Raw genomic sequence first — 20,838 nt, 5'->3', positions numbered from 1 at the left:
CAGGGCGCGCACTGGCCAAGTGTTCTTGGTCAGGCACGTGCTCTGGTAGCCGCGTTGCGGCGGCGTCCATCGCTGCCATTCCACGTCGTCCTTCTCGAAGATAACAGCGCTATGACCCACCGTGGGGTGATCCAGGTAACAAAGAGCTAATAATTTCGGCTACAACTCAGTCACGGCGCTTTTCGGGGGTGTATCACGTCTGCCACCTCACCCCCGATGGCGTAGGCAGGAGACCCCACCGGTCGTTTTTAGGGGGTCACCGGCCGCTGTTCGCGCGGGCCACAAATGAAGGCCACCGCCGATGTGCCCACGCGGCTGACCACAACAGCCAGCGGCTGGGTGCCTTTGAGTTTCCAGCTTTTGCGCAGTTTGTCTGGGTCCGCGTCGACTCCTCGGATCAGCACCTCGACGGAGCCGCAGTCGCGGGCGGCGAGTTCCCGGCGCACGTGTTTCAGCCCCACTTGCGCCAACACTTCGAATCCGGATTCGCCGCCCGGGATGGCCGGGCCGGTGAGGTGGGCGATGCGTTCATCTATTTGGTGCAGGTGGTGTGCGGCGGCGAAATGGCGGACCAGGCCGGCGCGCACCACTGCCCCGTCGGGGTCGATGAGGTACCGGTCGACTGGGCCGACTCCGCAGTCGTCTGCCATGGTGTCGTCGTAATGCCGGGTGTGGCCGTCGCGGATCACAGTGGCTTTCCGGCGCTGCCCTTGCCGGATGAGCCCCGGGGTGTACAGGCATGCTTCTTTCACACCGCCGGCAACGCTGACGACGTCGACGGCGCCGTCCCAGTCGGAGTAGTCGATGCCTGGGGCGCATTTGACCGCTAGTTCGCTGCCCTGCCAGGCGTCGAGTAGGGCCGGCAGGGGCGGGATGAGGTCTTCGGGTTTGCTGATGCGACGCCCACCGCTGCGTCGGGCTGGGTCGGCGAGGACGACTGCGCCGGTGCTGACTGGGGCCAGGGCGTCGGCACGCACGAATTGGGCGGTGGGCACGTTGGTGGCGGCCATGCGGACCCGGGCGGGGTCGATATCACTGCCGAGTACGTCGAAGCCTGCGTTGCTCAGCGCTGCGCAGTCGCCGCCGATGGAACAGGTCACGTCATGGATGGGGGCGCCCTGAGCTACGTCGCGCAGGTAGGTGGCGCGGTGTTGGGCGACGTCGGCGTGGGTGGCTTGCTGCGCGGCGTCGGCGCTCATCAGCCAGGTTGTGGGGAGCTTTCCGACGCTGGCGCGGCGGGCCTGCACCAATTCCATCAGTGCCCGTGCTGCCGGGCCGTAGTCAGCGCGGAGGGCGGCGGCGTCGGTAATGGCGCTCTTTTTGGTCATGGGCAGCTCTTCGGCTGCGGTGATGGCGTCGGGGTGGTTGATAAGCCATTCGACGTCGGTGAGGTGAAGACTCATTGGGCGGGGCGGGTGTGGTCACGGTGGGCGCGGGCGGCGTCGCGGAGGCCGCCGAGGTGGTCAGCGACGGCGAAGAAGGGGTCCATCACTTTTTCGCCGAGGAAATCGGAGGTGGTGCGGTACATCGGTTCGCGAGCCATCTCCATTGCCTGGGCTGCTGTGGTTGCTTCACGCAGGCGGTTGAGTTGGTACCACGTCGGCGGCATCAACCCGATCTGGCCGTCTTCCCACTCGTCGAGCAGTGCTTGTGGGGCGGCCCAGCGGGAACGTTCCGATTCCCCGGTGTCACCGTCGGCGCGCTGGTGGGGTGGCTGTGCGGCGAGGAAGAAGAAGGTATCGAACCGGGTCGGCAGCCACGGCGGGGTGACCCAGTTACCCCAGGGGCGGAGCAGGTCAGCGCCTATGGAGAGGTCATTGTCGCGCAAGAACTGGCTCATCGCCAGGGTGCGGTCCTCTAGTGCGTAGCGGGATTGGCGCAGGTGCTCGGTGGTGGTGACGACTTCACCATCGGCGGTGGTGGCCACGAGGGTGCCGGTTTCTTCGAAGGTTTCGCGCACGGCGGCGATAACGAGCGCGGCGGCGGTATCGGCGTCGACATTGAGCATTGTGGCCCAGGTGTGGGCGTCGGCACCGCACCAGGGAACTGATGTGCCGCTGCTGGGCCGGTCGCGGGGGTCTACTCGCCCACCGGGGAAGACAGTCATCCCGGCGGCGAATTTCATTGTTCCCACCCGCTGCTGCACAAAGACTTCCAGCTGATGTGTGTCGGCGTTGTCCCGCAGCAGCAGCACAGTTGACGCCAGCCGCGGTGGGGTCTGCTCGCTCATGGGTTAGTCCTCATCGGCGGCGGTGGCCCCGGGTTGCGGTGGGGTGCGGCGGGCGAAGAAGCGGCCATCAATGCGGTCGACGGTAATCGGCTGGTGGAATGCGCGGGAGAGGTTTTCGGAGGTGAGGACTTCGTCGATAAGGCCTGCGGCGACGACGTCACCGTCGTCAAGTATGAGGGCGTTGGTGAAGCCGTAGGGGATCTCTTCGACGTGGTGGGTGATCATGACAATCGCCGGGGCGTCAGGCGACAGCGCTAGTTCACCGAGGTAGCCGACGAGGTCTTCGCGGCCGCCGAGGTCGAGTCCACCGCCCGGCTCGTCGAGCAGCAACAACTCGGGATTGACCATGAGGGCGCGGGCAATGAGCACCCGCTTGCGTTCGCCCTCGGACAGGGTGCCCCAGGTGCGGTTGGCTAGGTGCTCGGCGCCGAGGCTGGCCAGCATCTTGTCAGCCTGGTCGAAGTCCATGGTGTCGTAGTCCTCACGCCACCGGCCAAGCACGGAATACGATGCGGAAACGACGAGGTCTTTGACCTTTTCTTCGGCCGGGATGCGATGGGCAATCGCCGAGGAGGTCAGGCCAATGAGGGTGCGCAGTTCGCGCATATCGGTGCGGCCTATTTTCTCGCCCATAATCCGCGCGGAGCCTGCCGACGGGAATTCCTCGGCCGCGGCCATGCGGATAAGCGAAGTCTTGCCCGCGCCGTTGGGGCCAATGATGACCCAGCGTTCGTCCAGTTCGACCTGCCAGTCAACTGGGCCGACCAGTGTCCGGCCGCCCCGGTTCAGGCACACCCCGGAGAAGTCGATGAGTAGGTCTTCGTCAAAGTTGTCGTCGAAATCAGCCACGGTATCTATGGTGCCCCAGTCCGTGGCTGCCCGTCGATGTCACTGCCCGGCGCGCCGCAGGTTTATTCCCTTATCCCCTGTTGTACGGGTAGTGGGTGGGGGCTTGTGCTGTCGGGCGGTACCAACCCCGCATCTGCTCTACCCTGGGGCCTGAGGCGACGAAACCGCGTCGATTGTTCCCATAAAGGAGTGGACTTAGTGACTGGACGACTTGGCATCGATGATGTTCGGCCGGTAGTGGATGGCGGCGTAACCCCTGCGAAGGCGGTGGTCGGCGAGGTCGTCCCGGTTTTCGCGGTGGTCTGGCGGGAGGGGCACGATAAGCTCAACGCCACCTTGAACGTGAAGGGCCCCGGGGAGTCTTCTTTCGCCGCGCGCACCCAGCGCATTCCGATGCGGTTTTCTGATCACGACCCGAACCAGGTCAATGCCACCTTCGTGCCGGATGCCCCCGGCCTGTGGACCTTCCGCGTCGACGCGTGGTCTGACCCGATGGCGACGTGGCGTAATTCGGTGACGAAGAAGATTGAGGCTGGCCAGTCGGCCGCGGAGCTCGCTAACGATATGGCTATCGGCGCGGGCCTTTTCGACCGTGCCGCGGCGAATTCGGCCACCCAGTACCGCCCGCATTTGCGTGGTGTGGCCAGCTTGCTGCGCGATGAGTCCGCCGATGTGCGCGCCCGTGTTGCGGCTGCGCTTTCCGACGAGACCCGCCATATCTTGGAGTTGCACCCGCTGCGTGAGCTGCTCACCCGCGGTAAGACCCGCAAGGTGCTCGTGGATCGCCGCGCCGCGTTGGTTGGCGCCTGGTACGAGTTCTTCCCGCGTTCTACCGGCGGTGTCGATGATGCCGGCAATCCGGTGCACGGCACCTTCGCTTCGTCGGTAGGCCAGTTGGACCGGGCGAAGCGGATGGGCTTTGACGTGGTGTACCTGCCGCCGATTCATCCCGTCGGTGAGATTAACCGCAAGGGCCGTAACAACACGTTGACTCCCGAGCCGGAGGATGTCGGCTCCCCGTGGGCTATTGGTTCTGAGCTTGGTGGGCATGACGCGCTGCACCCGGAGTTAGGGGATGCCGACGATTTTAAGAAGTTCATCGCCGAAGCCGAGGACCGTGGCCTGGAGGTCGCTATTGACCTTGCGCTGCAGTGCGCCCCGGATCACCCGTGGGCGAAGGAGCATCCGGAGTGGTTCACGGTGCTTCCCGACGGCACCATCGCGTATGCGGAGAACCCGCCGAAGAAGTACCAGGACATCTACCCGCTGAATTTCGATAATGACCCCAAGGGCATCTATAACGAGATTCTGCGTGTGGTGATGTTGTGGGTCAAGCGCGGTGTACGGACCTTCCGTGTGGACAATCCGCACACCAAGCCCGGCAATTTCTGGGAGTGGCTGATTTCCACGGTCCATGAGACCCACCCGGAGGTCATCTTCCTTGCTGAGGCCTTCACTGCCCCGGCGCGGCTATACGGGCTGGCGAAGGCTGGTTTCCAGCAGTCCTATATCTACTTCCCGTGGAAGACCACGAAGAAGGAACTCACCGAATTTGGTGAAGAAATTGTGCGCCACTCCGATATCGCTCGGCCCTCACTGTGGGTCAATACCCCGGATATCCTGCATGAGTTCCTCGTCAGCGGTGGCCGGGCCGCCTTCGCCATTCGCGCCTCTATTGCTGCGACCATGTCTCCGCTGTGGGGTATGTACTCCGGCTTCGAGCTCTACGAGAATGTGCCGGTCAAGCCGGGTTCGGAGGAGTACCTCGATTCGGAGAAGTACCAACTGCGCCACCGCGATTACGATGCGGCCCTGGAGTCAGGCAATTCCCTGGAGCCCTACATCACCACGCTGAATACGCTGCGGCATGAGCACCCGGCCTTGCAGCAGTTGCGTACGCTGCGCTTCCACGAGGTCGATAATGACAACCTGCTGGCCTACTCCAAGTTCGATCCGCTCACCGGTGACACGGTGCTGGTTGTGGTGAACCTGGACCCGTGGAATGCGCAGGAAGGCACCCTGACTATCGGGATGAATGCTCTTGGCCACCGCACCGTGGACCGCTTCGATGTCACGGACCTGGTCACCGGTGAGACGTTCAACTGGGGGCAGCACAACTATGTGCGCCTCGAGCCGTGGCGCAATGTGGCCCATATCATCCAACTACCCGACGTGCCGGAGCATATGCGTCGTGAACTGGCGTGGCGGGAAGTCCCCGACTACGAGGGTTAACCCAGTGTGACCGCTCTTGCCTAGGCTGGACCTGTATGAGCCGAATATGTCGGGCTGGCGCCTACGCGCTGGCCGACTATTCGCAATAATTCTTCCGGAAGGACGAACTCCCTGATGACCTCCCCGTCTGATCCCCGTCTCGGTATCCCCGAAGGCGACCTGGAACGACTGCGTTCCTGCTCCCACCACGCACCGCATGACTTTTATGGCGCCCACGTCATTGACGGTGACACCATCGTGCGCTCACGCATTTTCGGCGCCGCCGAGGTTGTGGTGGTCACGGACCGGGGTGAATACCCCGCTGAGCCGATTGGCGACGATATTTTCGCCGCTTTGATCCCGGGCACTGAGGGCTTCGATTACCGGCTCCGTATTCAGTGGTCCGCCGGCGGCAGTCAGGAGCGTGCCGACGGTTATTCCTTCCTTCCCACCGTGCGCGAAGGTGACCTGCACCTTATCGCTGAGGGGCGCCATGAGCGGCTGTGGGAGGCCCTCGGTGCCCGCCCGCGCAGTTATGACACGGCCCTGGGCACTGTCACCGGTACGTCCTTTGCTGTGTGGGCGCCCAATGCCCGCGGCGTAGCCGTCGTCGGTGATTTCTGCATGTGGAACGGCGCCCAATTCCCGATGCGTTCGATGGGTTCTTCCGGTGTGTGGGAGTTGTTCATCCCTGGTGTCGAGCCCGGTGATGTCTATAAGTTCGCTATCACCACTCATGAGGGCCACCGCATCGATAAGGCCGACCCGATGGCCTTCGAGGCGGAGATCGCGCCGTCGACGGGTTCTGTTGTCACCCAGTCCGAATACAGCTGGAATGACGATGACTGGATGGCGCGGCGGTCGGCGACGAACTGGCAGGCCGAGCCGATGAGTGTCTATGAGGTCCACCTGGGCTCCTGGAAGAACGGCTTGTCTTTCGAAACGCTCACTGAGCACCTCGTCGCCTATGTCGTGGAGATGGGCTACACGCACGTGGAGTTCATGCCGGTCGCCGAGCACCCGTTCTCTGGTTCCTGGGGCTACCAGGTTTCGGGTTACTACGCTCCGACGGCGCGCTTTGGCACCCCGGACCAGTTGCGTGCCCTCATCGACGCCTTCCACCAGGCAGGTATTGGTGTCATTGTGGACTGGGTGCCTGGCCACTTCCCCAAGGACGAGTGGGCATTGGCGCGTTTCGACGGCACCGCCTGCTACGAGCATCCTGATTGGCGCCGCGGTGAGCAGCGTGACTGGGGCACCTACGTGTTCGACTTCGGTCGCAATGAGGTGCGTAACTTCCTCTACGCCAACGCGCTGTTCTGGGCTGAGGAGTACCACATCGACGGTATTCGTGTGGATGCGGTGGCCTCTATGCTCTACCTGGATTACTCGCGCGAAGAGGGCGAATGGCTGCCGAACCAGTACGGTGGCCGCGAGCACCTCGAGGCGGTGCAGTTCCTGCAGGAGTTCAACGCCACGGTGCATAAGCACTTCCCTGGCTTCCTCACCATTGCTGAGGAATCCACTTCCTGGCCGGGGGTTACCACGCCCACTGACCAGGGTGGCCTGGGCTTTTCGATGAAGTGGAATATGGGGTGGATGAACGACACCTTGGAGTACTTCGCCAAGGACCCGATTCACCGCTCGTACCACCACAATGACCTGACCTTCTCGATGGTCTACGCCTACTCGGAGAAGTTCGTGCTGCCCTTCAGCCACGATGAGGTTGTCCACGGCAAGGGCTCATTGTGGACCCGGATGCCCGGCGATAACTGGAATAAGGCCGCCGGGCTGCGCACCTTATTGGCCTACCAGTGGACTCACCCCGGCAAGCAGCTGCTGTTCATGGGCCAGGACTTAGGCCAGGAGCGCGAGTGGAATCACGATGACTCCGTCGCCTGGGATGATTTAGAGGGCTGGGGCGGCGAATTCCACCGTGGTGTCCAGTTGTTGGTGCGCGATATGAACGCCATCTACAAGGACAATCCCGCACTATTCACCCAGGATGACCAGCCGCAGGGCTTCCGGTGGATTAATGCCGACGATTCGGGCAATAGTGTGCTTTCCTACCTGCGGATGGGGTCTGATGGCTCCAAGATTGCCGTCATCTTGAACCTGGCTGGGGTGACGCACCCGAGTTACCGCCTGGGCTTGCCCGACGCCGGTACGTGGTCGGTGCTGCTCAATACTGACGCCCACCGGTACCAGGGCGCAGGCTTCGGCAATGAAGGGCAGGTCCATACCGAAGCCGAGCCGTGGAATGGTTTCGAGCAGTCGGCTGACCTGTTCTTGCCGGCAATGTCAGCTACCTGGCTGCGGTACGAGGGATAACCCACATGTCTGGCAAACGTGGTTTGGATTCCACTCCCCCAGTGGAGATGGAACGCCGGGTCGGCGCGATCTTAGAGCGCATGATCGCCCACCATGAGCGGCTCAAAACGCGCCGCTTTGGGTTGATCGTCGCCCCGCTGACCATTATTGCCGGACTGCTGCTGCTCATCGTCGGTGTTATTGCCCTGCCGGCACCAGGACCAGGCTGGCTGTTGATCTTCACCGCCCTTGGCGTGCTGTCGCTGGAACTGCGGTTCGCGCGCGGCACTGTGCTCTCCGCGGCCCGCGGTTTCGATAAAAGTGAGCGCTGGTACCGGCGCCGTAATCTCGCCGTGCAGCTGAGCTTAGTGGCGCTGACCACGCTGTCGGTGCTGGCCATCCTGGGTGGCACCTACTATCTTCTCGCCCCCACTGATTGGCCACTGACCAGGGCGGCGCACTAACCGACGGTTGCCGCTAACGCAGCACACCCCGGCGGTGGTGAGGACAACTCCTCGCCACCGCCGGGGTTTTTCGGTGCCCGCCTAGAATAATGCCGAAGCCAGGCGACGGCGCGCGTCGAGAACATCCGGGTCCGCCGGGTCCAACATCTGGAAAAACTCCAGCAGGCGCTTTTGCGCCTTAGCTCGGTCCTCTCCTGCGGTGGCGGTAATGGTGTCGAGCAGGCGGTTAAGGCAACTGGTGCTATCGCCCATAGCCATGTACTGGTCAGCGGCGGCCATCGCGGCGTCCACATCGCCAGGGTTATCGTCGGAACGCTTGATGTGGTCGACGGTGCGGTCTAAGTGGGTCACACGAGCCAGGAAGGCCACATTGGTGCGGGCGGCCTTGAGTTCAGTATTGGCAGGCTCGGATTCCAGGATGGCGTCATAGACGGTAAGGGCCTTATCGAACTCGCCGTCGTTGAGCAGCTCTTCGGCCTCATCCAGGCGCGGGTCCTGCGTCGGAGGCTGCACCGCATCCTGCTCATCGGCGGCGCCATCAGCGGATTCCCCGGCACCACGCATATAGGAACCAGCCGGCAGCCCACGCAGGCGACCACGCACCGCATCGAGGACAGCATTAATCCACTGCTCTAAGAAATCCCGGGTCTTCTCCCCCGCCGCCTGCCCGATCGGGCTTCCGCCAGCCACAGCCACCAGCGTCGGCAGCTGCTGCGCACCGAAAGCCTGGGCAAGCTGCGGGTCGCGGTCAGCGTCGACAAGCCCCAGTACCCATTCCAGATTCGCCTGGCGCACCATCTCAGTCAGTTCGGTCTTCATCCGGGTGTAGTCGGATGCCGCACCGCCGCCAATAAGCACAACGACGGGAACCTCTTGAGAACGCAGCACAACAGCCGGTTCGAGATTATTCGGATCCAGCTCAACGACGGGGTCAATGGCACCATTTGGGTCAGAGTTGCCCTTGGCGAGTTCCTCCTTGCGGCGGGCCTCCGCCTCGGCGCGCTGGCGCATCTGCTCTAGGTCCACAGTGCCCGGCGGGGGCGGCGGGGTGGAGCACTCGCGATGCTGATGCGCACCTGCACCATGATTGTGGCCGTGACTGTGGGTCATTACTGTCCTTCCGCATCGGTCGTATCGGCCATTGCCGGGAAAGTACCGGCGAGGCGCTGTTCTACTCGCTCAACCTTATGCCGCAACTGGCCTGTGCGGCCCGGGCGGATATCGGCCTTGAGCACCAGCGAGGTACGCGGGCTGACCGCACTGACAGCCTCAGTGGCGCGCTTGACGACGTCCATGACTTCATCCCATTCGCCCTCGATGAGGGTGAACATGGCATTTGTCTCATTGGGCAGGCCGGATTCGCGCACGACCCGGACAGCTTCGGCCACAGCCTTGGACATGCCCTCATTGGGGTCGCCGGCTGCCGGAGCTACGGAGAAGGCAATAAGCATGGGCCCAAGGGTAGCCGGTTGGCCAATGGTGCTGAACCGGCACTGCCGACGCGGGGTTCCCACGGCAGCACAAAAGCCGCCCCGGGCCACATACCCAGGGGCGGCTTTTCTAAGTGCCGGGGATTAAGACTCCGGCTTGGCGTTGACCTCGAGGAGACGGTCACCGGCGGCGATATTATCGCCCTCGGCGATGACGTTGATATCACCGAACTTGCGGTAGTTGGTCACCAGAACCGGGGTGATCGGCGAATAACCAGCAGCCACAATGGCCTCGCGGTTAAAGCGCACCAGCGGGGTACCGGCTTCGACCTCATCGCCCTTGGCGACGAGCAGTTCGAAGCCTTCGCCGTCCATATTGACCGTGTCCACACCGATATGGATGAGCAGCTGAACGCCGCCCTCCAGCTTCAGGCCAATAGCGTGGCCGGTCGGGAATGCAGCCATGACCTTGGCGGCACACGGGGCAACGACAGTGTCCCCGGTGGGGTCGATAGCCGCGCCACGACCAACCTTGCCGGCCGCGAAGGCCGGGTCGGGGACCTCAGACAGGGCAATAAGGCGGCCCTGCAGCGGGGACTCCACGGCAACGGCGTCAAGCACAGCTACCGACGTGGTCGCCGGCTCAGCCTTGGTGGCCGCAGCACCGGCACCGGCGCCTGCGGCAGCACCGGCACCGGCAACCGCGGCGGTGTCAGTATTGGTGGTCTCGGCGTCTTTTTCTGCGGCCAGTCGGGCAAGTACCTCGGCGCGCTCATCGGCGGTGCGGTAGTCGAAGAAGACCACCAGCAGCATCGAGGTGAAGAAGGCGACTGACAGGCCGATGGCATAACCGCCCATGGGGTCCATGGGCGGGATGGTCAGCAGCGAGGTGAACACGAATGCATTGGCCTTGACGTTGAAGATGCCCATCACAATGCCGCCGGCCAGACAGCCGGGCAGCAGGCGCAAGTAGGACTTGCGGAAGCGCAGCAGCACACCGTAGAGGCTCGGTTCGGAAATACCGCCAAGCAGGCCGGCCATCATGCCGCCGAAGGAGACCTGGCGCATCTGCTTGTCGTGGTCGCGCAGGGAGATGATGAACGCACCGGTGACCACACCGAAGCAGGCGAAGTTCCATGCACCCATGGGGCCCTGGATGATGTCGTAGCCCAGGGTGGCGATGTTTTGAATCATGATGGCGTTAAGCGGCCAGTGCAGACCCAGCGGCACCAGGAACGGGTACAGCAGCGGAACAATGATTGCCAGGATGAACGGGCTGAACTCATTGATATTGAGCAGCAGCGTAGAGATGCCATTGCCGATACCGATACCGAACGGGCCGAAGACGAAAGCTGTCAGCGGGATCAGGATCAGCAGGGAGAAGAACGGCACGAAGACCATGTGCACCGCGGAGGGGATGATCTTCTTGAGTCCCTTTTCTACCCAGAACAGGGCGATAGCCGCGATGAGCGGCGGGAAGACCTGCCCGGAGTAGCCATTGAGCACCATCGGCAGGCCGAATACCTGGACGATATCGCCCGGTTCGCCCATGTCGATGAAGGTCGGGGTGAGCAGCGCACAGGGAATAGCTGCGCCGACCCACTCATTGGCGCCGAGCTTACGGGCCGCACAGGCGCCGACCATGACCGGAAGGAAGTAGAACACCGACTGCCACATTGCGTGCATGAACGCGAATGTGGGCGGCTGATCTTCGGCGCGGAAGTCCTGGATACCGAAGGTGTCGCATAGCACCAGGAGGGTGATGATGAGCGAGGCGCCCAGCAGGGCCCACAGGATGGGGCGGAACGTGTCAGAGAGGAACTCGAAGCTGTAGTCGACCCAGCCGTACTTGCTGCGCACGCCACCGTATTCCTTGCCGGCTGCCCTGCGGTCATCGTCGCCCATACCGGGCTGCTTACGGAGTTCACCGTAATACTCAGCGACACCGCCGCCCATGATGACCTGGAGGCCAGTGCTGCCCTGGGGGACAACACCCATGACCTCAGGGTTGCTATCAAGTGCGTCGGTGTCGGCTTTGGACTGATCATGGAGCTGGAAACGCAACCGTGTTGCACAGTGCGTCATGGAGGCGATGTTATCGGCGCCACCAAGATGCTCCAGGATGAATCTCGATGTTTTTGCGGTGTCGGCCACCAGAGGCCCCTTTCTCTCCGGCGCAGCTAAGGGGTAAGCCACCAGCTGCGCGGGCTGTCCGACGTGCCGGGCGGCGCGTCATCCTGATTCCCTACCGCTAGGTGCTGATCGCTATCTCTGAATCGATCATTCTGGGGCGTATGAAGCACCCAGATTCGTTAAGGGGTATCAACGGGGAATTATATAAGTGCCCTGGGGCCGTTGGAAGGAGCTATTCGGCATTGGTACGGACGAATTAGTCATACCCGGTGCTGTCCGCCTAACGCGCAGGCCCAATCCGGTTCCTGCGTTGCCAGCAATTTCGGTGCCAGTGCCGACGGTCATCTGCACCGGCGCCATAATCGACCGGCCAGGCCACAATATGGGCTACTCCCGGTGGGATTTCTTGGTCACAGGCCGGGCACCGATAAAACTTCGTCGCCTGACCAGCGGTAATAGCGCGGACATGAAAGTCCTCCTGGGCGAGCCGGCCCGGCCCGGTTTCCACCCAGGTCCCTGATAACGAAGAACCGAACTGCGGCAGTGGGCGCGACGGAGCCTTAGCCGAGCGCGCCCCTGAGCGACGACGAGGACGATTACGACGTGGCATTAGAACAGGCGCAACTCGTTTGAGTCCGTGCCGCGCAGCTCGTCGTAGTCGACCACCACGCACCGAATGCCGCGGTCTTCGGCAAGCGTTCGCGCCTGCGGCTTGATCTCCTGGGCGGCAAAAACACCTTTAACCGGGGCGAGCATCTCATCACGGTTGAGCATCTCGAGATAACGCGTGAGCTGTTCGACACCATCGATATTGCCGCGCCGCTTGACCTCTACGGCAACGGTGGTTCCATCACTATCGCGGCCCAGCAGGTCCACCGGGCCAATGGCGGTGGGGAATTCGCGCCGGATCAGCGTCCATCCAGTGCCGAAGGTGGTGAATTTGTCGGCAAGCAGCTTCTGCAGGTGTTCCTCCACACCGTCTTTTGTCAGCCCCGGGTCCTCCCCTAGCTCTTCGGTGTGGTCGAGCACGATGTCAGAAACGGTGATGCGCAGTTGCTCGCCTTTGCTGTTTTCCACCACCCAGAGCTGTTCGCCGGTGTCTTCGCCGGACTCGTCAGTGATGACGCGTTCGGTCAGCGTGCACGGCGGGGTCATCCAGTTCAGCGGTTTATAGGCGCGGTCGTCGGCATGCACCGACACGGACCCATCGGCTTTGACCAGTACCAGACGGGTTGCTTCGGGTAGGTGGGCGGTGAGCCTACCGACGTAGTCGACAGTGCAGCGGGCGATGACAAGACGCATTCGACCACCATAACCGGCGGCTAGCGGTTGCGCGTATTGCGCTTGCGGGCGGCGCGGAAACCACGTTCGATATTGACCGGCAACCTGCGGGTTTGCCGCATCGATGGGGAGGATTCAATCCAGGAGACTAATGCGGTGTCCCCAGAGATATCCACGGCTAATTCCCACTCGCGGCCGTTGTCTTCAACGATGTGCAACACCCGGGTGTCTTGATCAAAAAATCCCGCCTCGACCTCAGAAGGGTCGCGGCGGGAGACAAGATCGACGCCATGACGGGCGATAGTGATGTCAGCACCGGGGCGCAGCGAACGGAGTTTATACATCTTGGCCACAGAGTCAGAACACACGGCCACACCATGACGCCAGCCACTACCGTCAGTCTTGGTTGGCATCGGGCGGATGGCTACGGGAAGTCCGGAAGAACGCAGGTGCGAAAAGCGCCACAGGGCGAGTAACCCGGCGAGGGCGACGGCCATGCCGAGCGCGAGGGTGAGGAGAAAGAGAAGAGTCAACGTCACCTCTTGCGGACGGTCCCCTAGCCAACGGGCTGGCTGACTACGGGAGGAGGGCGGAGTAGATATTTTTGATAACTCTAGTCCAGCAATCACCCAGTAAAAAACCGATAGCGCTAATTACACCCAAAAAGTTCGTTGCAGCGAACTTGCCCGGATATGACAACAACCCCGCCCCCGGGCAAGCCGGGCAGTGCGGGGTTGTTGGGTACGCAGTGGTCGCTTAGGACACGCCAGCCTTCGCGCGACGCTGGGCACGCAGGGCGCCCTCCGAGCGCGCGACGACAGCAGGGTCGTCGGACGTCAGACCAGCTTCAGCTTCTGCAGTGTCGACATCAGAGGCCCACACTGCCGAATCTGCCAAGATGGTCACCTTCGAGGTGGAAACAGAGAGGAAGCCACCCTGGACAGCCGCGACGAGAACCTCGCCACCGACGGTCTTGATAGTCACCGTGCCATTATCGACCAGCTGGCCGAGGAAAGGCTGGTGGCCGGGCAGGACGCCGATCTCACCCTCGGTGGTCTGTGCAGAGACCAGGGTGGCGTCGCCAGCCCAGAGCCTGCCGTCAACGGCGACCAGTTCAGCGGTGATTTCAGCCATGTGGACTCCCCTTACTTCTTCTGCATTTCGGCGTACTTCTTCTCGACATCGTCGAGACCACCGAGGCCATCGAAGGCCATTTCGGGGTAGTTGTCGAAGTCGCCCTTGCAGATGCGGTCGAAGGCTTCCACGGTGTCGGTCAGCGGGACGTAGGAGCCCTTCAGGCCGGTGAACTTCTCCGCAACGAAGAAGTTCTGGCCCAGGAAGCGCTGGATACGACGTGCGCGCTGGACGGTCACCTTGTCCTCTTCGGACAGTTCGTCCATACCGAGGATGGCGATGATGTCCTGGAGTTCCTTGTTCTTCTGCAGGATGTTGATGACCTGCTGCGCAACTCGGTAGTGCTCGTCGCCGACAATGCTCGGCTCGAGGATACGAGAGGTAGAGGTCAGCGGGTCCACAGCAGGGTAAATACCCTTCGAAGCAATGGAACGCGACAGCTCGGTGGTTGCATCGAGGTGTGCGAAGGTCGTCGCCGGCGCCGGGTCGGTGTAGTCGTCGGCGGGCACGTAGACGGCCTGCAGGGAGGTAATCGAACGACCCTTGGTCGAGGTGATTCGCTCCTGCAGCACACCCATCTCGTCAGCCAGGGTGGGCTGGTAGCCCACGGCAGAAGGCATACGACCCAGCAGGGTCGAGACCTCAGAGCCGGCCTGGGTGAAACGGAAGATGTTGTCGATGAACAGCAGCACGTCCTGGTGCTGCACGTCGCGGAAGTACTCGGCCATAGTCAGGCCGGACAGGGCGACGCGCATACGAACTCCCGGCGGCTCATCCATCTGGCCGAAGACAAGCGCGGTGTCCTGCAGCACACCCATCTCTTCCATTTCCAGGAAGAGGTCGGTGCCCTCACGGGTACGTTCACCAACACCGGCGAAGACGGAGGTACCGGAGAACTCGCGAGCAATACGGGTAATCATCTCCTGGATGAGAACCGTCTTCCCCACACCAGCGCCACCGAACAGGCCAATCTTGCCGCCCTTCACATACGGGGTCAGCAGGTCAATGACCTTAATGCCGGTCTCGAGGATCTCGGTCTTACCTTCGAGCTGGTCGAAGGCCGGCGGCTCGCGGTGGATACCCCACTGCTCGCCATCGCGGCCGAGACCCGGCTCGTCGAGGCAGTCACCGAGTGCGTTGAAGACGTGGCCCTTGACGACGTCGCCCACCGGGACCGAAATCGGCTTTCCGGTGTCGTGCACGTCGACGCCACGAACCAGGCCGTCGGTGGGGGCCATGGCGATAGCGCGCACCATGTTGTCACCGAGGTGCTGGGCAGTCTCCAACACGATGGTCTTCGCCACTGCTTCGAGTTCAACCTCGACGGTCAGGGCGTTGTACAGTGCCGGAAGCTCGTTACGCGGGAACTCCACGTCGACGACGGCACCGATAACACGCGCGACGCGGCCGACGCCGCCCTTCGCGGTGTCCTGCTCTTCAAAATCTTTAAGAGCTGTGCTCATATCTAGTCACTTTCTCCGCTGTCGTCGAGCGCACCGGCGCCACCGACGATTTCTGTGATTTCCTGGGTAATCTGCGCCTGGCGAGCCTGGTTGGCCACCCGGGAGAGGTCCTTGACCAGCTCCGTGGCGTTGTCCGTCGCCGACTTCATGGCAGTACGGCGGGCAGCCGACTCAGAGGCAGCAGCCTCCAGCATGAGGGCGAAAATGGTTTTGGACACATACTGCGGGAGCAGTTCAGCCAACAGGGTGTCGGCATCAGGCTCGAACTCGTAGTCAGGTACGACGTCGTGGTCCGGCGCGGCCAACATGTCCTCGCCGAGATCCAGTTCTTCGTCCTCGTACACAGGCTCGATGGGCAGCAATTTATGCGCCGAGGGAACCTGCGAGAGCATCGACTTGAACTGGGTGTACACGATGTGCACCTGGTCAAAGCCCTGAACCTCTTCGCCCTCGGCAACGCCGCGCAGACCTTCACGCCACTTAGCGGTGCCCTCGGAACCACCGACGAAGCCATCAATCAAGTGACGGCGCACATCGTGGGTGGCCGCGTACTCCGGGTCCTGAGAGAAGCCCTCCCAGGTACCGGCGAGGCCGACCTCGCGGAAATCGTAGTAATCGATTCCCTTCTTACCGGTGACGTACAGGGCGACCTCAAAGCCGTCCTTCTCCAACCGAGCACGAAGCTCGGCGGCGCGCTTGATGACGTTGTGGTTGTAGCCGCCACACATACCGCGGTCACTGGTGACAACCAGAACCGCAGCACGCTTAGCGTCCTCACGCTCCCGGAGCATCGGGTGTTCAAGCGAGGAAGCCGAGGCGAGCCGCCCGATGACGTGCTCGATCTCGTCGGCGTAGGGCTGGGAATCAGCAACACGACGCTGCGCCTTGGTGATGCGCGAGGTCGCAATGAGCTCCTGTGCCTTGGTGATCTTCTTCGTCGAGTTCACCGACTTAATGCGGGCTCGTAGTTCACGAAGATTCGCCATATCTAACGCCTCCCTTCTTTATTTCCGATGACGGTCTGTACACGCATGGCCGCCTACTTCTGGGCCTTGCGAGAGACCGTGATCTGCTCCTTGTTCAGGTCCTTGTCGTCCAGCGCATCAGCCGGGGCTTCGTGGGCGACAGGGTGACCTTCAGAGGTCTGGAAGGAGCGCTTGAACTTATCCACGGCCTGCTTCAGGGTCTCCTGAGACTCATCAGCGAAGGGCTTGCCGCCCTCAATCTGGTCGTAGACCGCGGAATGCTCTGCGTGCAGGTACTCCAGCAGTTCGCTTTCGAAGCGACGGACATCCTCAACCGGGACATCGTCGAACTTGCCCTGGCCGGCAAGCCAGATGGACACCATCTGGTCTTCGACGGGCTGCGGCTGGTTCTCCTTCTGCTTCAGCAGCTCGACCAGTCGCTGGCCGCGCTCAAGCTGAGACTTGGAGGCGTCATCGAGGTCGGATGCGAACATCGCGAAGGCCTCGAGGTCACGGTAGGCAGCCAGGTCCAGACGCAGGTTGCCGGAAACCTTCTTCATGCCCTTGGTCTGGGCGGCACCACCGACACGGGAGACCGAAATACCGACGTTAATAGCCGGGCGGACACCCTGGTTGAACAGGTCGGACTCAAGGAAGACCTGGCCGTCGGTAATCGAAATGACGTTGGTCGGAATGAACGCCGAGACGTCATTGGCCTTGGTTTCGATGATCGGCAGGGCCGTCAGCGAGCCAGCGCCCATATCGTCGGACAGCTTCGCCGCGCGCTCCAGCAGACGGGAGTGCAGGTAGAAGACGTCACCGGGGTATGCCTCACGTCCCGGGGGACGACGCAGCAGCAGGGAGATGGCACGGTAGGCCTCGGCCTGCTTGGTCAGGTCATCGTAAATAACCAGAACGTGCTTGCCCTTGTACATCCAGTGCTGGCCCAGGGCGGCACCGGCGAACGGTGCGAGCCACTTGAAACCAGCCGAATCGGATGCCGGGGCGGCAACGATGGTGGTGTAGTCCAGGGCGCCGTTCTCGGCGAGGGTCTGGCGCACACCAGCGATGGTCGAGCCCTTCTGGCCGACGGCGACGTAGATGCAGCGGACCTGCTTCTCGGGGTCGCCAGACTCCCAGTTGGCCTTCTGGTTGATGATGGTGTCGATGCAGACCGCGGTCTTACCGGTCTTACGGTCACCAATGATCAGCTGACGCTGACCGCGACCAATCGGGGTCATTGCGTCGATGGCTTTGATGCCGGTCTGCATCGGCTCCTCGACGGGCTGGCGCTCAAGCACGGAAGGGGCCTGCAGCTCGAGTACGCGCTGCTCCTCTTCCTTGATGTCGCCGAGACCGTCGATGGGCTCGCCAAGGGGGTTGATAACGCGGCCGAGGAAGTCGTCCCCGACCGGGATGGACAGGACTTCTCCGGTCCGCTTGACCTCGTCACCCTCTGCCAGCGTTTCAAACTGGCCCAAGATAACGACGCCGATCTTGTCAGTGTCTAGGTTCTGGGCCACGCCAATGACGCCACCCGGGAACTCGAGCAGCTCGTTAGTCATCACCGACGGCATGCCAGAAACCTGGGCAATACCATCGGCAGCACTAATGACCGTGCCGACCTCCTCACGGGAGGTCTCCGGCGAGTGGCTCGAAGTGTAGTTCGCAATCGCGCTACGGATCTCATCGGAGGAGATCGTCAGCTCCGCCATGTTCTTCCTGCTCTCGGTTAATTCTCTTCCAGTGAATACGTGTGAAACCATCCGTCAGCTGAGGCCAACCCGCAGGGTTTCGATTTTCTTCGAAACGCTGCCGTCAATGACCTCGTCGCCAACTCGAATAACCAGGCCACCCAGGATCGAATTATCGATCGTGGTGTGCACCGAAATATTCGTGCCATAGATCCGGCCCAACTTCTCCGCCAGTGCGTTCTCTTGCTCAGAGCTCAAACTGGTGGCGCTGGTGACCTGGGCGACCTCGCAATCGCGCAGGTTTGCTGCCTGCTTGCTGATTGCGGTGATGTCGTCGGCAGGTCGCTGCCGGGGGCGTGCGACGGCCTGTGCTGCCAAAGCTTCGGTCACCGAAGTGACCTTGCCGTAGAGCACCGAGGCCAGCAGTTCACGCCGGGCCTCCGGTGTTGCGGTTTTAGTCGCGAGCAGCTGTTCAAGCTGCGTTTCGTTAGCCAGAATATGGCCCAGGCGGAATAGCTCGTCCTCAACGGTTTCGAGCTGATTCTGCTGCTGCGCAGAGCGCAACAGGGCGCGACGGCCAACTTCCACCAATGCACGGGGCAGGTCTCGCGGCTTAGACCACGACTGCGCGGCTGCGGTGGCGACTACCTCCACGGTCAAGTCGGACACCTTGCCATTGAGCACGTCCCGGACAAGTCCGGAGCGCTGCTCGACAGGTGCCGACTGGTCGGCGACGGCACCACGCAGGCCGCGGTCGCCATCAAGAACCTCGACAACGTCGAAGATCTCTGCACCGGCGGTGGCGGCGGCTGCGACGGAGTTATCGGACTGCTCAATGCGCCTGTCCAGATCCGTCTGGAGCGTCTCCAAGGATTCGCGGCTAGCTGCGTGCATGTCGCCTACTTTCCGGCCGGAGCCACGGTGTCGAGGTCGCCTAGGAAGCGATCGATGGTGCCCGAGGTCTTCACATCGTCGGACAGCTGCTCTCCGAGCAGACGCTCAGCAAGGTTGATGGAGTTCTGACCCATCTCCTTGCGCAGCTCGGTCACAACATTTTCGCGCTGCGCCAGAAGCTGACGCTCACCGTTTTCGATGATGCGGTCGCTTTCGGCATTAGCCTTAGCGGTCGCGTCGTCAATGATCTTCTGGCCCTGGACACGGGCTTCATCGCGAATCTTCGCGGCTTCGGTGCGGGCCTCAGCAAGCTGGCTGTTGTACTTCTCAAGGGCAGCCTTGGCCTCGGCCTGTGCGGCCTCGGCACGTTCAATGCCGCCCTCAATCCGGTCCTCCCGCTCGGTCAGGACCTCCTGGAACTTCGGAAGCACAAACTTCCAAAAGATAACCAGAATGATTACGAGGGCAAAGATGGACCAGACGATGTCATAGGACTTCGGGACCAGCGGGTTGATGGCATCCCCCATAGGGATCTCACCCGCCCCCTCCGCCACATTAAAAAAGAAATCGTTCATGGTTCAGTATCTTCCGCTTGTCGGTCCGGATTAGTAGACGAAGCCAGCAACCAGGCCGATGAGGGCGAGGGCCTCGGTGAAGGCAATGCCCAGGAACATGGTGGTACGGAGCTGGCCGGCCATCTCGGGCTGGCGAGCCATGCCTTCGACGGTCTTGCCGGCAACAATGCCGATACCAAGGCCCGGGCCCAGGGTAGAGAGACCGTAACCGATGGTCTTCAGACCACCTTCGCTGGTGGCCACAGCGTCCTGGGCGGTGAGGATGACGTCGTTCATTATGAACTGTTCCCTTTCTGGAGTACCCGGGCGTTGTTTGTAGGTATGAAACCCGGGCGTGAGGTCAAGTGGGGTCGTGCTATTTAGTTGGAGTCATCGTCCCCGGTGCGCTCACCGGGGCCGGGGTTCTAGTGCTCGTCTGCGTGCAGCGACAGTTCGATATACACGGCGCATAGCAGGGCGAAAATATATGCCTGCAGGAAAATTACCAGTAGCTCGAACAGCGTGAACAAGACAGAGGCGACCAGAGTCAGTCCGGACAGGGCCGTCCAACCGTTCAACTGCCAGAAGAAGAAGTTCGTGGCAGAGAACAACAAGACGAGAACCATGTGGCCAGCCAGCATGTTGGCCATCAAACGGATGGTCAGCGTGGCCGGTCGCAGGACGAAGGTGGAGAAAATTTCGATCGGCACCACGATGAGGTGCAGCACTGGCGGCAGATTCGGAATCACCACAGACGACTTCACGAAAGAGAAGAAGCCGTACTTCTTAGCACCTGCGTAGATGAAGACCACGTAGGCGAAGAGGGCGAGAACCAAAGGCATGCCGATACGCGCGTTCGGCGAAATATTCAGTCCAGGAATAACGGCAGCGAAATTCGTCGCGAAGACAAGGAAGAAGATGGTGGCAATCACCGGCAGGAACCGGCGGCCTTCCTTCTTGCCCAAGATGTCTTCGGCGATGTGAATACGCACGAAATCCAGGAAGAACTCCGCAACGTTCTGCAGTCCCGACGGCACGAGCTTCGGACGTCGCATAGCGACGATGAAGAACACACCGACGATCACGGCCATGAGCAAACGGACAAACATCAGACGATCCATGGCGAACCAGTCGCCGGCATCCCCGATGAGCCATTTGCCCAACCAGTCACCCGGGAAAAACTCCTCCTCCAAGCTGGGCGAATGGAATTCGCCCTTCATGGCAAG

20 protein-coding genes are annotated in these 20,838 nt (G+C 61.9%); 3 read left to right on the top strand and 17 right to left on the bottom strand.

The window, feature by feature from the left end; translation table 11 throughout:
• Positions 1-248 precede the first annotated feature (248 nt).
• The 3 genes from KRX51_RS04225 to KRX51_RS04215 are packed head-to-tail and all read right to left on the bottom strand — an operon-like array spanning position 249 to position 3,079.
• Complete coding sequence (locus tag KRX51_RS04225) at positions 249-1,403, bottom strand: SAM-dependent methyltransferase (RefSeq protein ID WP_218361696.1); 1,155 nt, start codon at positions 1,401-1,403, stop codon at positions 249-251.
• Positions 1,400-2,230 (bottom strand): NUDIX domain-containing protein, encoded by an 831-nt coding sequence (locus tag KRX51_RS04220; RefSeq protein ID WP_218361694.1) that lies wholly within the window; start codon positions 2,228-2,230, stop codon positions 1,400-1,402. Before KRX51_RS04220 ends, KRX51_RS04225 begins: the two co-directional genes overlap by 4 nt.
• 3 nt (positions 2,231-2,233) lie before the next feature.
• Positions 2,234-3,079 carry an ABC transporter ATP-binding protein gene (locus KRX51_RS04215; protein ID WP_218361692.1) on the bottom strand — a complete coding sequence of 282 codons (846 nt, stop codon included), beginning with the start codon at positions 3,077-3,079 and terminating at the stop codon, positions 2,234-2,236.
• Positions 3,080-3,277: 198 nt separating this feature from the next.
• Between KRX51_RS04215 and KRX51_RS04210 the strand changes: the two genes are divergently transcribed.
• The 3 genes from KRX51_RS04210 (at position 3,278) to KRX51_RS04200 (ending at position 8,064) form a co-directional block, all read left to right on the top strand.
• Positions 3,278-5,311 (top strand): alpha-1,4-glucan--maltose-1-phosphate maltosyltransferase, encoded by a 2,034-nt coding sequence (locus KRX51_RS04210; RefSeq protein ID WP_218361691.1) that lies wholly within the window; start codon positions 3,278-3,280, stop codon positions 5,309-5,311.
• A 114-nt stretch (positions 5,312-5,425) separates the two neighbouring features.
• On the top strand, positions 5,426-7,621 hold the full coding sequence (gene glgB / locus KRX51_RS04205) for a 1,4-alpha-glucan branching protein GlgB (RefSeq protein ID WP_218361689.1): 2,196 nt from the start codon (positions 5,426-5,428) through the stop codon (positions 7,619-7,621).
• Positions 7,622-7,626: 5 nt separating this feature from the next.
• A complete protein-coding gene (locus KRX51_RS04200; RefSeq protein WP_218361687.1) occupies positions 7,627-8,064 on the top strand; it encodes a TIGR02611 family protein in 438 nt (145 codons plus the stop codon).
• A gap of 81 nt (positions 8,065-8,145) precedes the next feature.
• Here the strand turns inward: KRX51_RS04200 and KRX51_RS04195 are convergent, their stop codons facing one another.
• The 14 genes from KRX51_RS04195 to atpB form a co-directional block, all read right to left on the bottom strand.
• Positions 8,146-9,174 (bottom strand): tetratricopeptide repeat protein, encoded by a 1,029-nt coding sequence (locus tag KRX51_RS04195; protein WP_218361686.1) that lies wholly within the window; start codon positions 9,172-9,174, stop codon positions 8,146-8,148.
• Positions 9,174-9,515 (bottom strand): thiamine-binding protein, encoded by a 342-nt coding sequence (locus KRX51_RS04190; RefSeq protein ID WP_218361685.1) that lies wholly within the window; start codon positions 9,513-9,515, stop codon positions 9,174-9,176. The genes KRX51_RS04195 and KRX51_RS04190 overlap by 1 nt, the downstream gene beginning before the upstream one ends.
• A gap of 123 nt (positions 9,516-9,638) precedes the next feature.
• Positions 9,639-11,651, bottom strand: coding sequence for a glucose PTS transporter subunit IIA (locus KRX51_RS04185; RefSeq protein WP_255549470.1), 2,013 nt, complete (start codon positions 11,649-11,651; stop codon positions 9,639-9,641).
• Between the two features lie 256 nt (positions 11,652-11,907).
• The gene (locus tag KRX51_RS04180; protein ID WP_218361682.1) at positions 11,908-12,237 is read right to left on the bottom strand and encodes a hypothetical protein; all 330 of its coding nucleotides are present in this window, start codon (positions 12,235-12,237) and stop codon (positions 11,908-11,910) included.
• A complete protein-coding gene (nucS, locus tag KRX51_RS04175; protein ID WP_218361681.1) occupies positions 12,237-12,929 on the bottom strand; it encodes an endonuclease NucS in 693 nt (230 codons plus the stop codon). The genes KRX51_RS04180 and nucS overlap by 1 nt, the downstream gene beginning before the upstream one ends.
• 20 nt (positions 12,930-12,949) lie before the next feature.
• A complete protein-coding gene (locus tag KRX51_RS04170) occupies positions 12,950-13,447 on the bottom strand; it encodes a DUF2550 domain-containing protein (protein ID WP_370625014.1) in 498 nt (165 codons plus the stop codon).
• Between the two features lie 217 nt (positions 13,448-13,664).
• Positions 13,665-14,042, bottom strand: coding sequence for a F0F1 ATP synthase subunit epsilon (locus KRX51_RS04165; RefSeq protein WP_218361680.1), 378 nt, complete (start codon positions 14,040-14,042; stop codon positions 13,665-13,667).
• Between the two features lie 11 nt (positions 14,043-14,053).
• Entirely contained in the window at positions 14,054-15,505 is a 1,452-nt protein-coding gene (atpD, locus tag KRX51_RS04160) for a F0F1 ATP synthase subunit beta (protein WP_218361679.1), read from the bottom strand.
• 2 nt (positions 15,506-15,507) lie between these two features.
• Positions 15,508-16,491: a F0F1 ATP synthase subunit gamma gene (locus tag KRX51_RS04155; protein ID WP_218361678.1), complete on the bottom strand. Its 984-nt coding sequence runs from the start codon at positions 16,489-16,491 to the stop codon at positions 15,508-15,510.
• A 53-nt stretch (positions 16,492-16,544) separates the two neighbouring features.
• A complete protein-coding gene (atpA, locus tag KRX51_RS04150; protein ID WP_218361677.1) occupies positions 16,545-18,185 on the bottom strand; it encodes a F0F1 ATP synthase subunit alpha in 1,641 nt (546 codons plus the stop codon).
• Between the two features lie 54 nt (positions 18,186-18,239).
• Positions 18,240-19,058: a F0F1 ATP synthase subunit delta gene (locus tag KRX51_RS04145; RefSeq protein WP_218361675.1), complete on the bottom strand. Its 819-nt coding sequence runs from the start codon at positions 19,056-19,058 to the stop codon at positions 18,240-18,242.
• Positions 19,059-19,063: 5 nt separating this feature from the next.
• Positions 19,064-19,585, bottom strand: a complete 522-nt coding sequence (locus KRX51_RS04140) for a F0F1 ATP synthase subunit B (RefSeq protein WP_370625049.1) — start codon at positions 19,583-19,585, stop codon at positions 19,064-19,066.
• 78 nt (positions 19,586-19,663) lie between these two features.
• Complete coding sequence (locus tag KRX51_RS04135) at positions 19,664-19,909, bottom strand: ATP synthase F0 subunit C (RefSeq protein ID WP_218361672.1); 246 nt, start codon at positions 19,907-19,909, stop codon at positions 19,664-19,666.
• Positions 19,910-20,037: 128 nt separating this feature from the next.
• Positions 20,038-20,832 carry a F0F1 ATP synthase subunit A gene (gene atpB / locus KRX51_RS04130; protein ID WP_218361671.1) on the bottom strand — a complete coding sequence of 265 codons (795 nt, stop codon included), beginning with the start codon at positions 20,830-20,832 and terminating at the stop codon, positions 20,038-20,040.
• Between the last annotated feature and the right edge of the window lie 6 nt (positions 20,833-20,838).

Source organism: Corynebacterium sp. TAE3-ERU12 (genome assembly GCF_019209905.1).
In the GTDB taxonomy this organism is placed as follows: domain Bacteria; phylum Actinomycetota; class Actinomycetes; order Mycobacteriales; family Mycobacteriaceae; genus Corynebacterium.
The sequence above is the reverse complement of the archived record's forward strand: the minus strand, read 5'-3'. Positions and strand labels throughout refer to the sequence as shown.

What these genes read in the sequence shown, in the direction of transcription:
- KRX51_RS04225 (WP_218361696.1), bottom strand. Translation starts at nt 1,403, where the DNA reads ATGAGTCTTCACCTCACCGACGTCGAATGGCTTATCAACCACCCCGAC.
- KRX51_RS04220 (WP_218361694.1), bottom strand. Translation starts at nt 2,230, where the DNA reads ATGAGCGAGCAGACCCCACCGCGGCTGGCGTCAACTGTGCTGCTGCTG.
- glgB (WP_218361689.1), top strand. Translation starts at nt 5,426, where the DNA reads ATGACCTCCCCGTCTGATCCCCGTCTCGGTATCCCCGAAGGCGACCTG.
- KRX51_RS04200 (WP_218361687.1), top strand. Translation starts at nt 7,627, where the DNA reads ATGTCTGGCAAACGTGGTTTGGATTCCACTCCCCCAGTGGAGATGGAA.
- KRX51_RS04195 (WP_218361686.1), bottom strand. Translation starts at nt 9,174, where the DNA reads ATGACCCACAGTCACGGCCACAATCATGGTGCAGGTGCGCATCAGCAT.
- KRX51_RS04190 (WP_218361685.1), bottom strand. Translation starts at nt 9,515, where the DNA reads ATGCTTATTGCCTTCTCCGTAGCTCCGGCAGCCGGCGACCCCAATGAG.
- KRX51_RS04180 (WP_218361682.1), bottom strand. Translation starts at nt 12,237, where the DNA reads ATGCCACGTCGTAATCGTCCTCGTCGTCGCTCAGGGGCGCGCTCGGCT.
- nucS (WP_218361681.1), bottom strand. Translation starts at nt 12,929, where the DNA reads ATGCGTCTTGTCATCGCCCGCTGCACTGTCGACTACGTCGGTAGGCTC.
- KRX51_RS04165 (WP_218361680.1), bottom strand. Translation starts at nt 14,042, where the DNA reads ATGGCTGAAATCACCGCTGAACTGGTCGCCGTTGACGGCAGGCTCTGG.
- atpD (WP_218361679.1), bottom strand. Translation starts at nt 15,505, where the DNA reads ATGAGCACAGCTCTTAAAGATTTTGAAGAGCAGGACACCGCGAAGGGC.
- KRX51_RS04155 (WP_218361678.1), bottom strand. Translation starts at nt 16,491, where the DNA reads ATGGCGAATCTTCGTGAACTACGAGCCCGCATTAAGTCGGTGAACTCG.
- atpA (WP_218361677.1), bottom strand. Translation starts at nt 18,185, where the DNA reads ATGGCGGAGCTGACGATCTCCTCCGATGAGATCCGTAGCGCGATTGCG.
- KRX51_RS04145 (WP_218361675.1), bottom strand. Translation starts at nt 19,058, where the DNA reads ATGCACGCAGCTAGCCGCGAATCCTTGGAGACGCTCCAGACGGATCTG.
- KRX51_RS04140 (WP_370625049.1), bottom strand. Translation starts at nt 19,585, where the DNA reads ATGGGGGATGCCATCAACCCGCTGGTCCCGAAGTCCTATGACATCGTC.
- KRX51_RS04135 (WP_218361672.1), bottom strand. Translation starts at nt 19,909, where the DNA reads ATGAACGACGTCATCCTCACCGCCCAGGACGCTGTGGCCACCAGCGAA.
- atpB (WP_218361671.1), bottom strand. Translation starts at nt 20,832, where the DNA reads ATGAAGGGCGAATTCCATTCGCCCAGCTTGGAGGAGGAGTTTTTCCCG.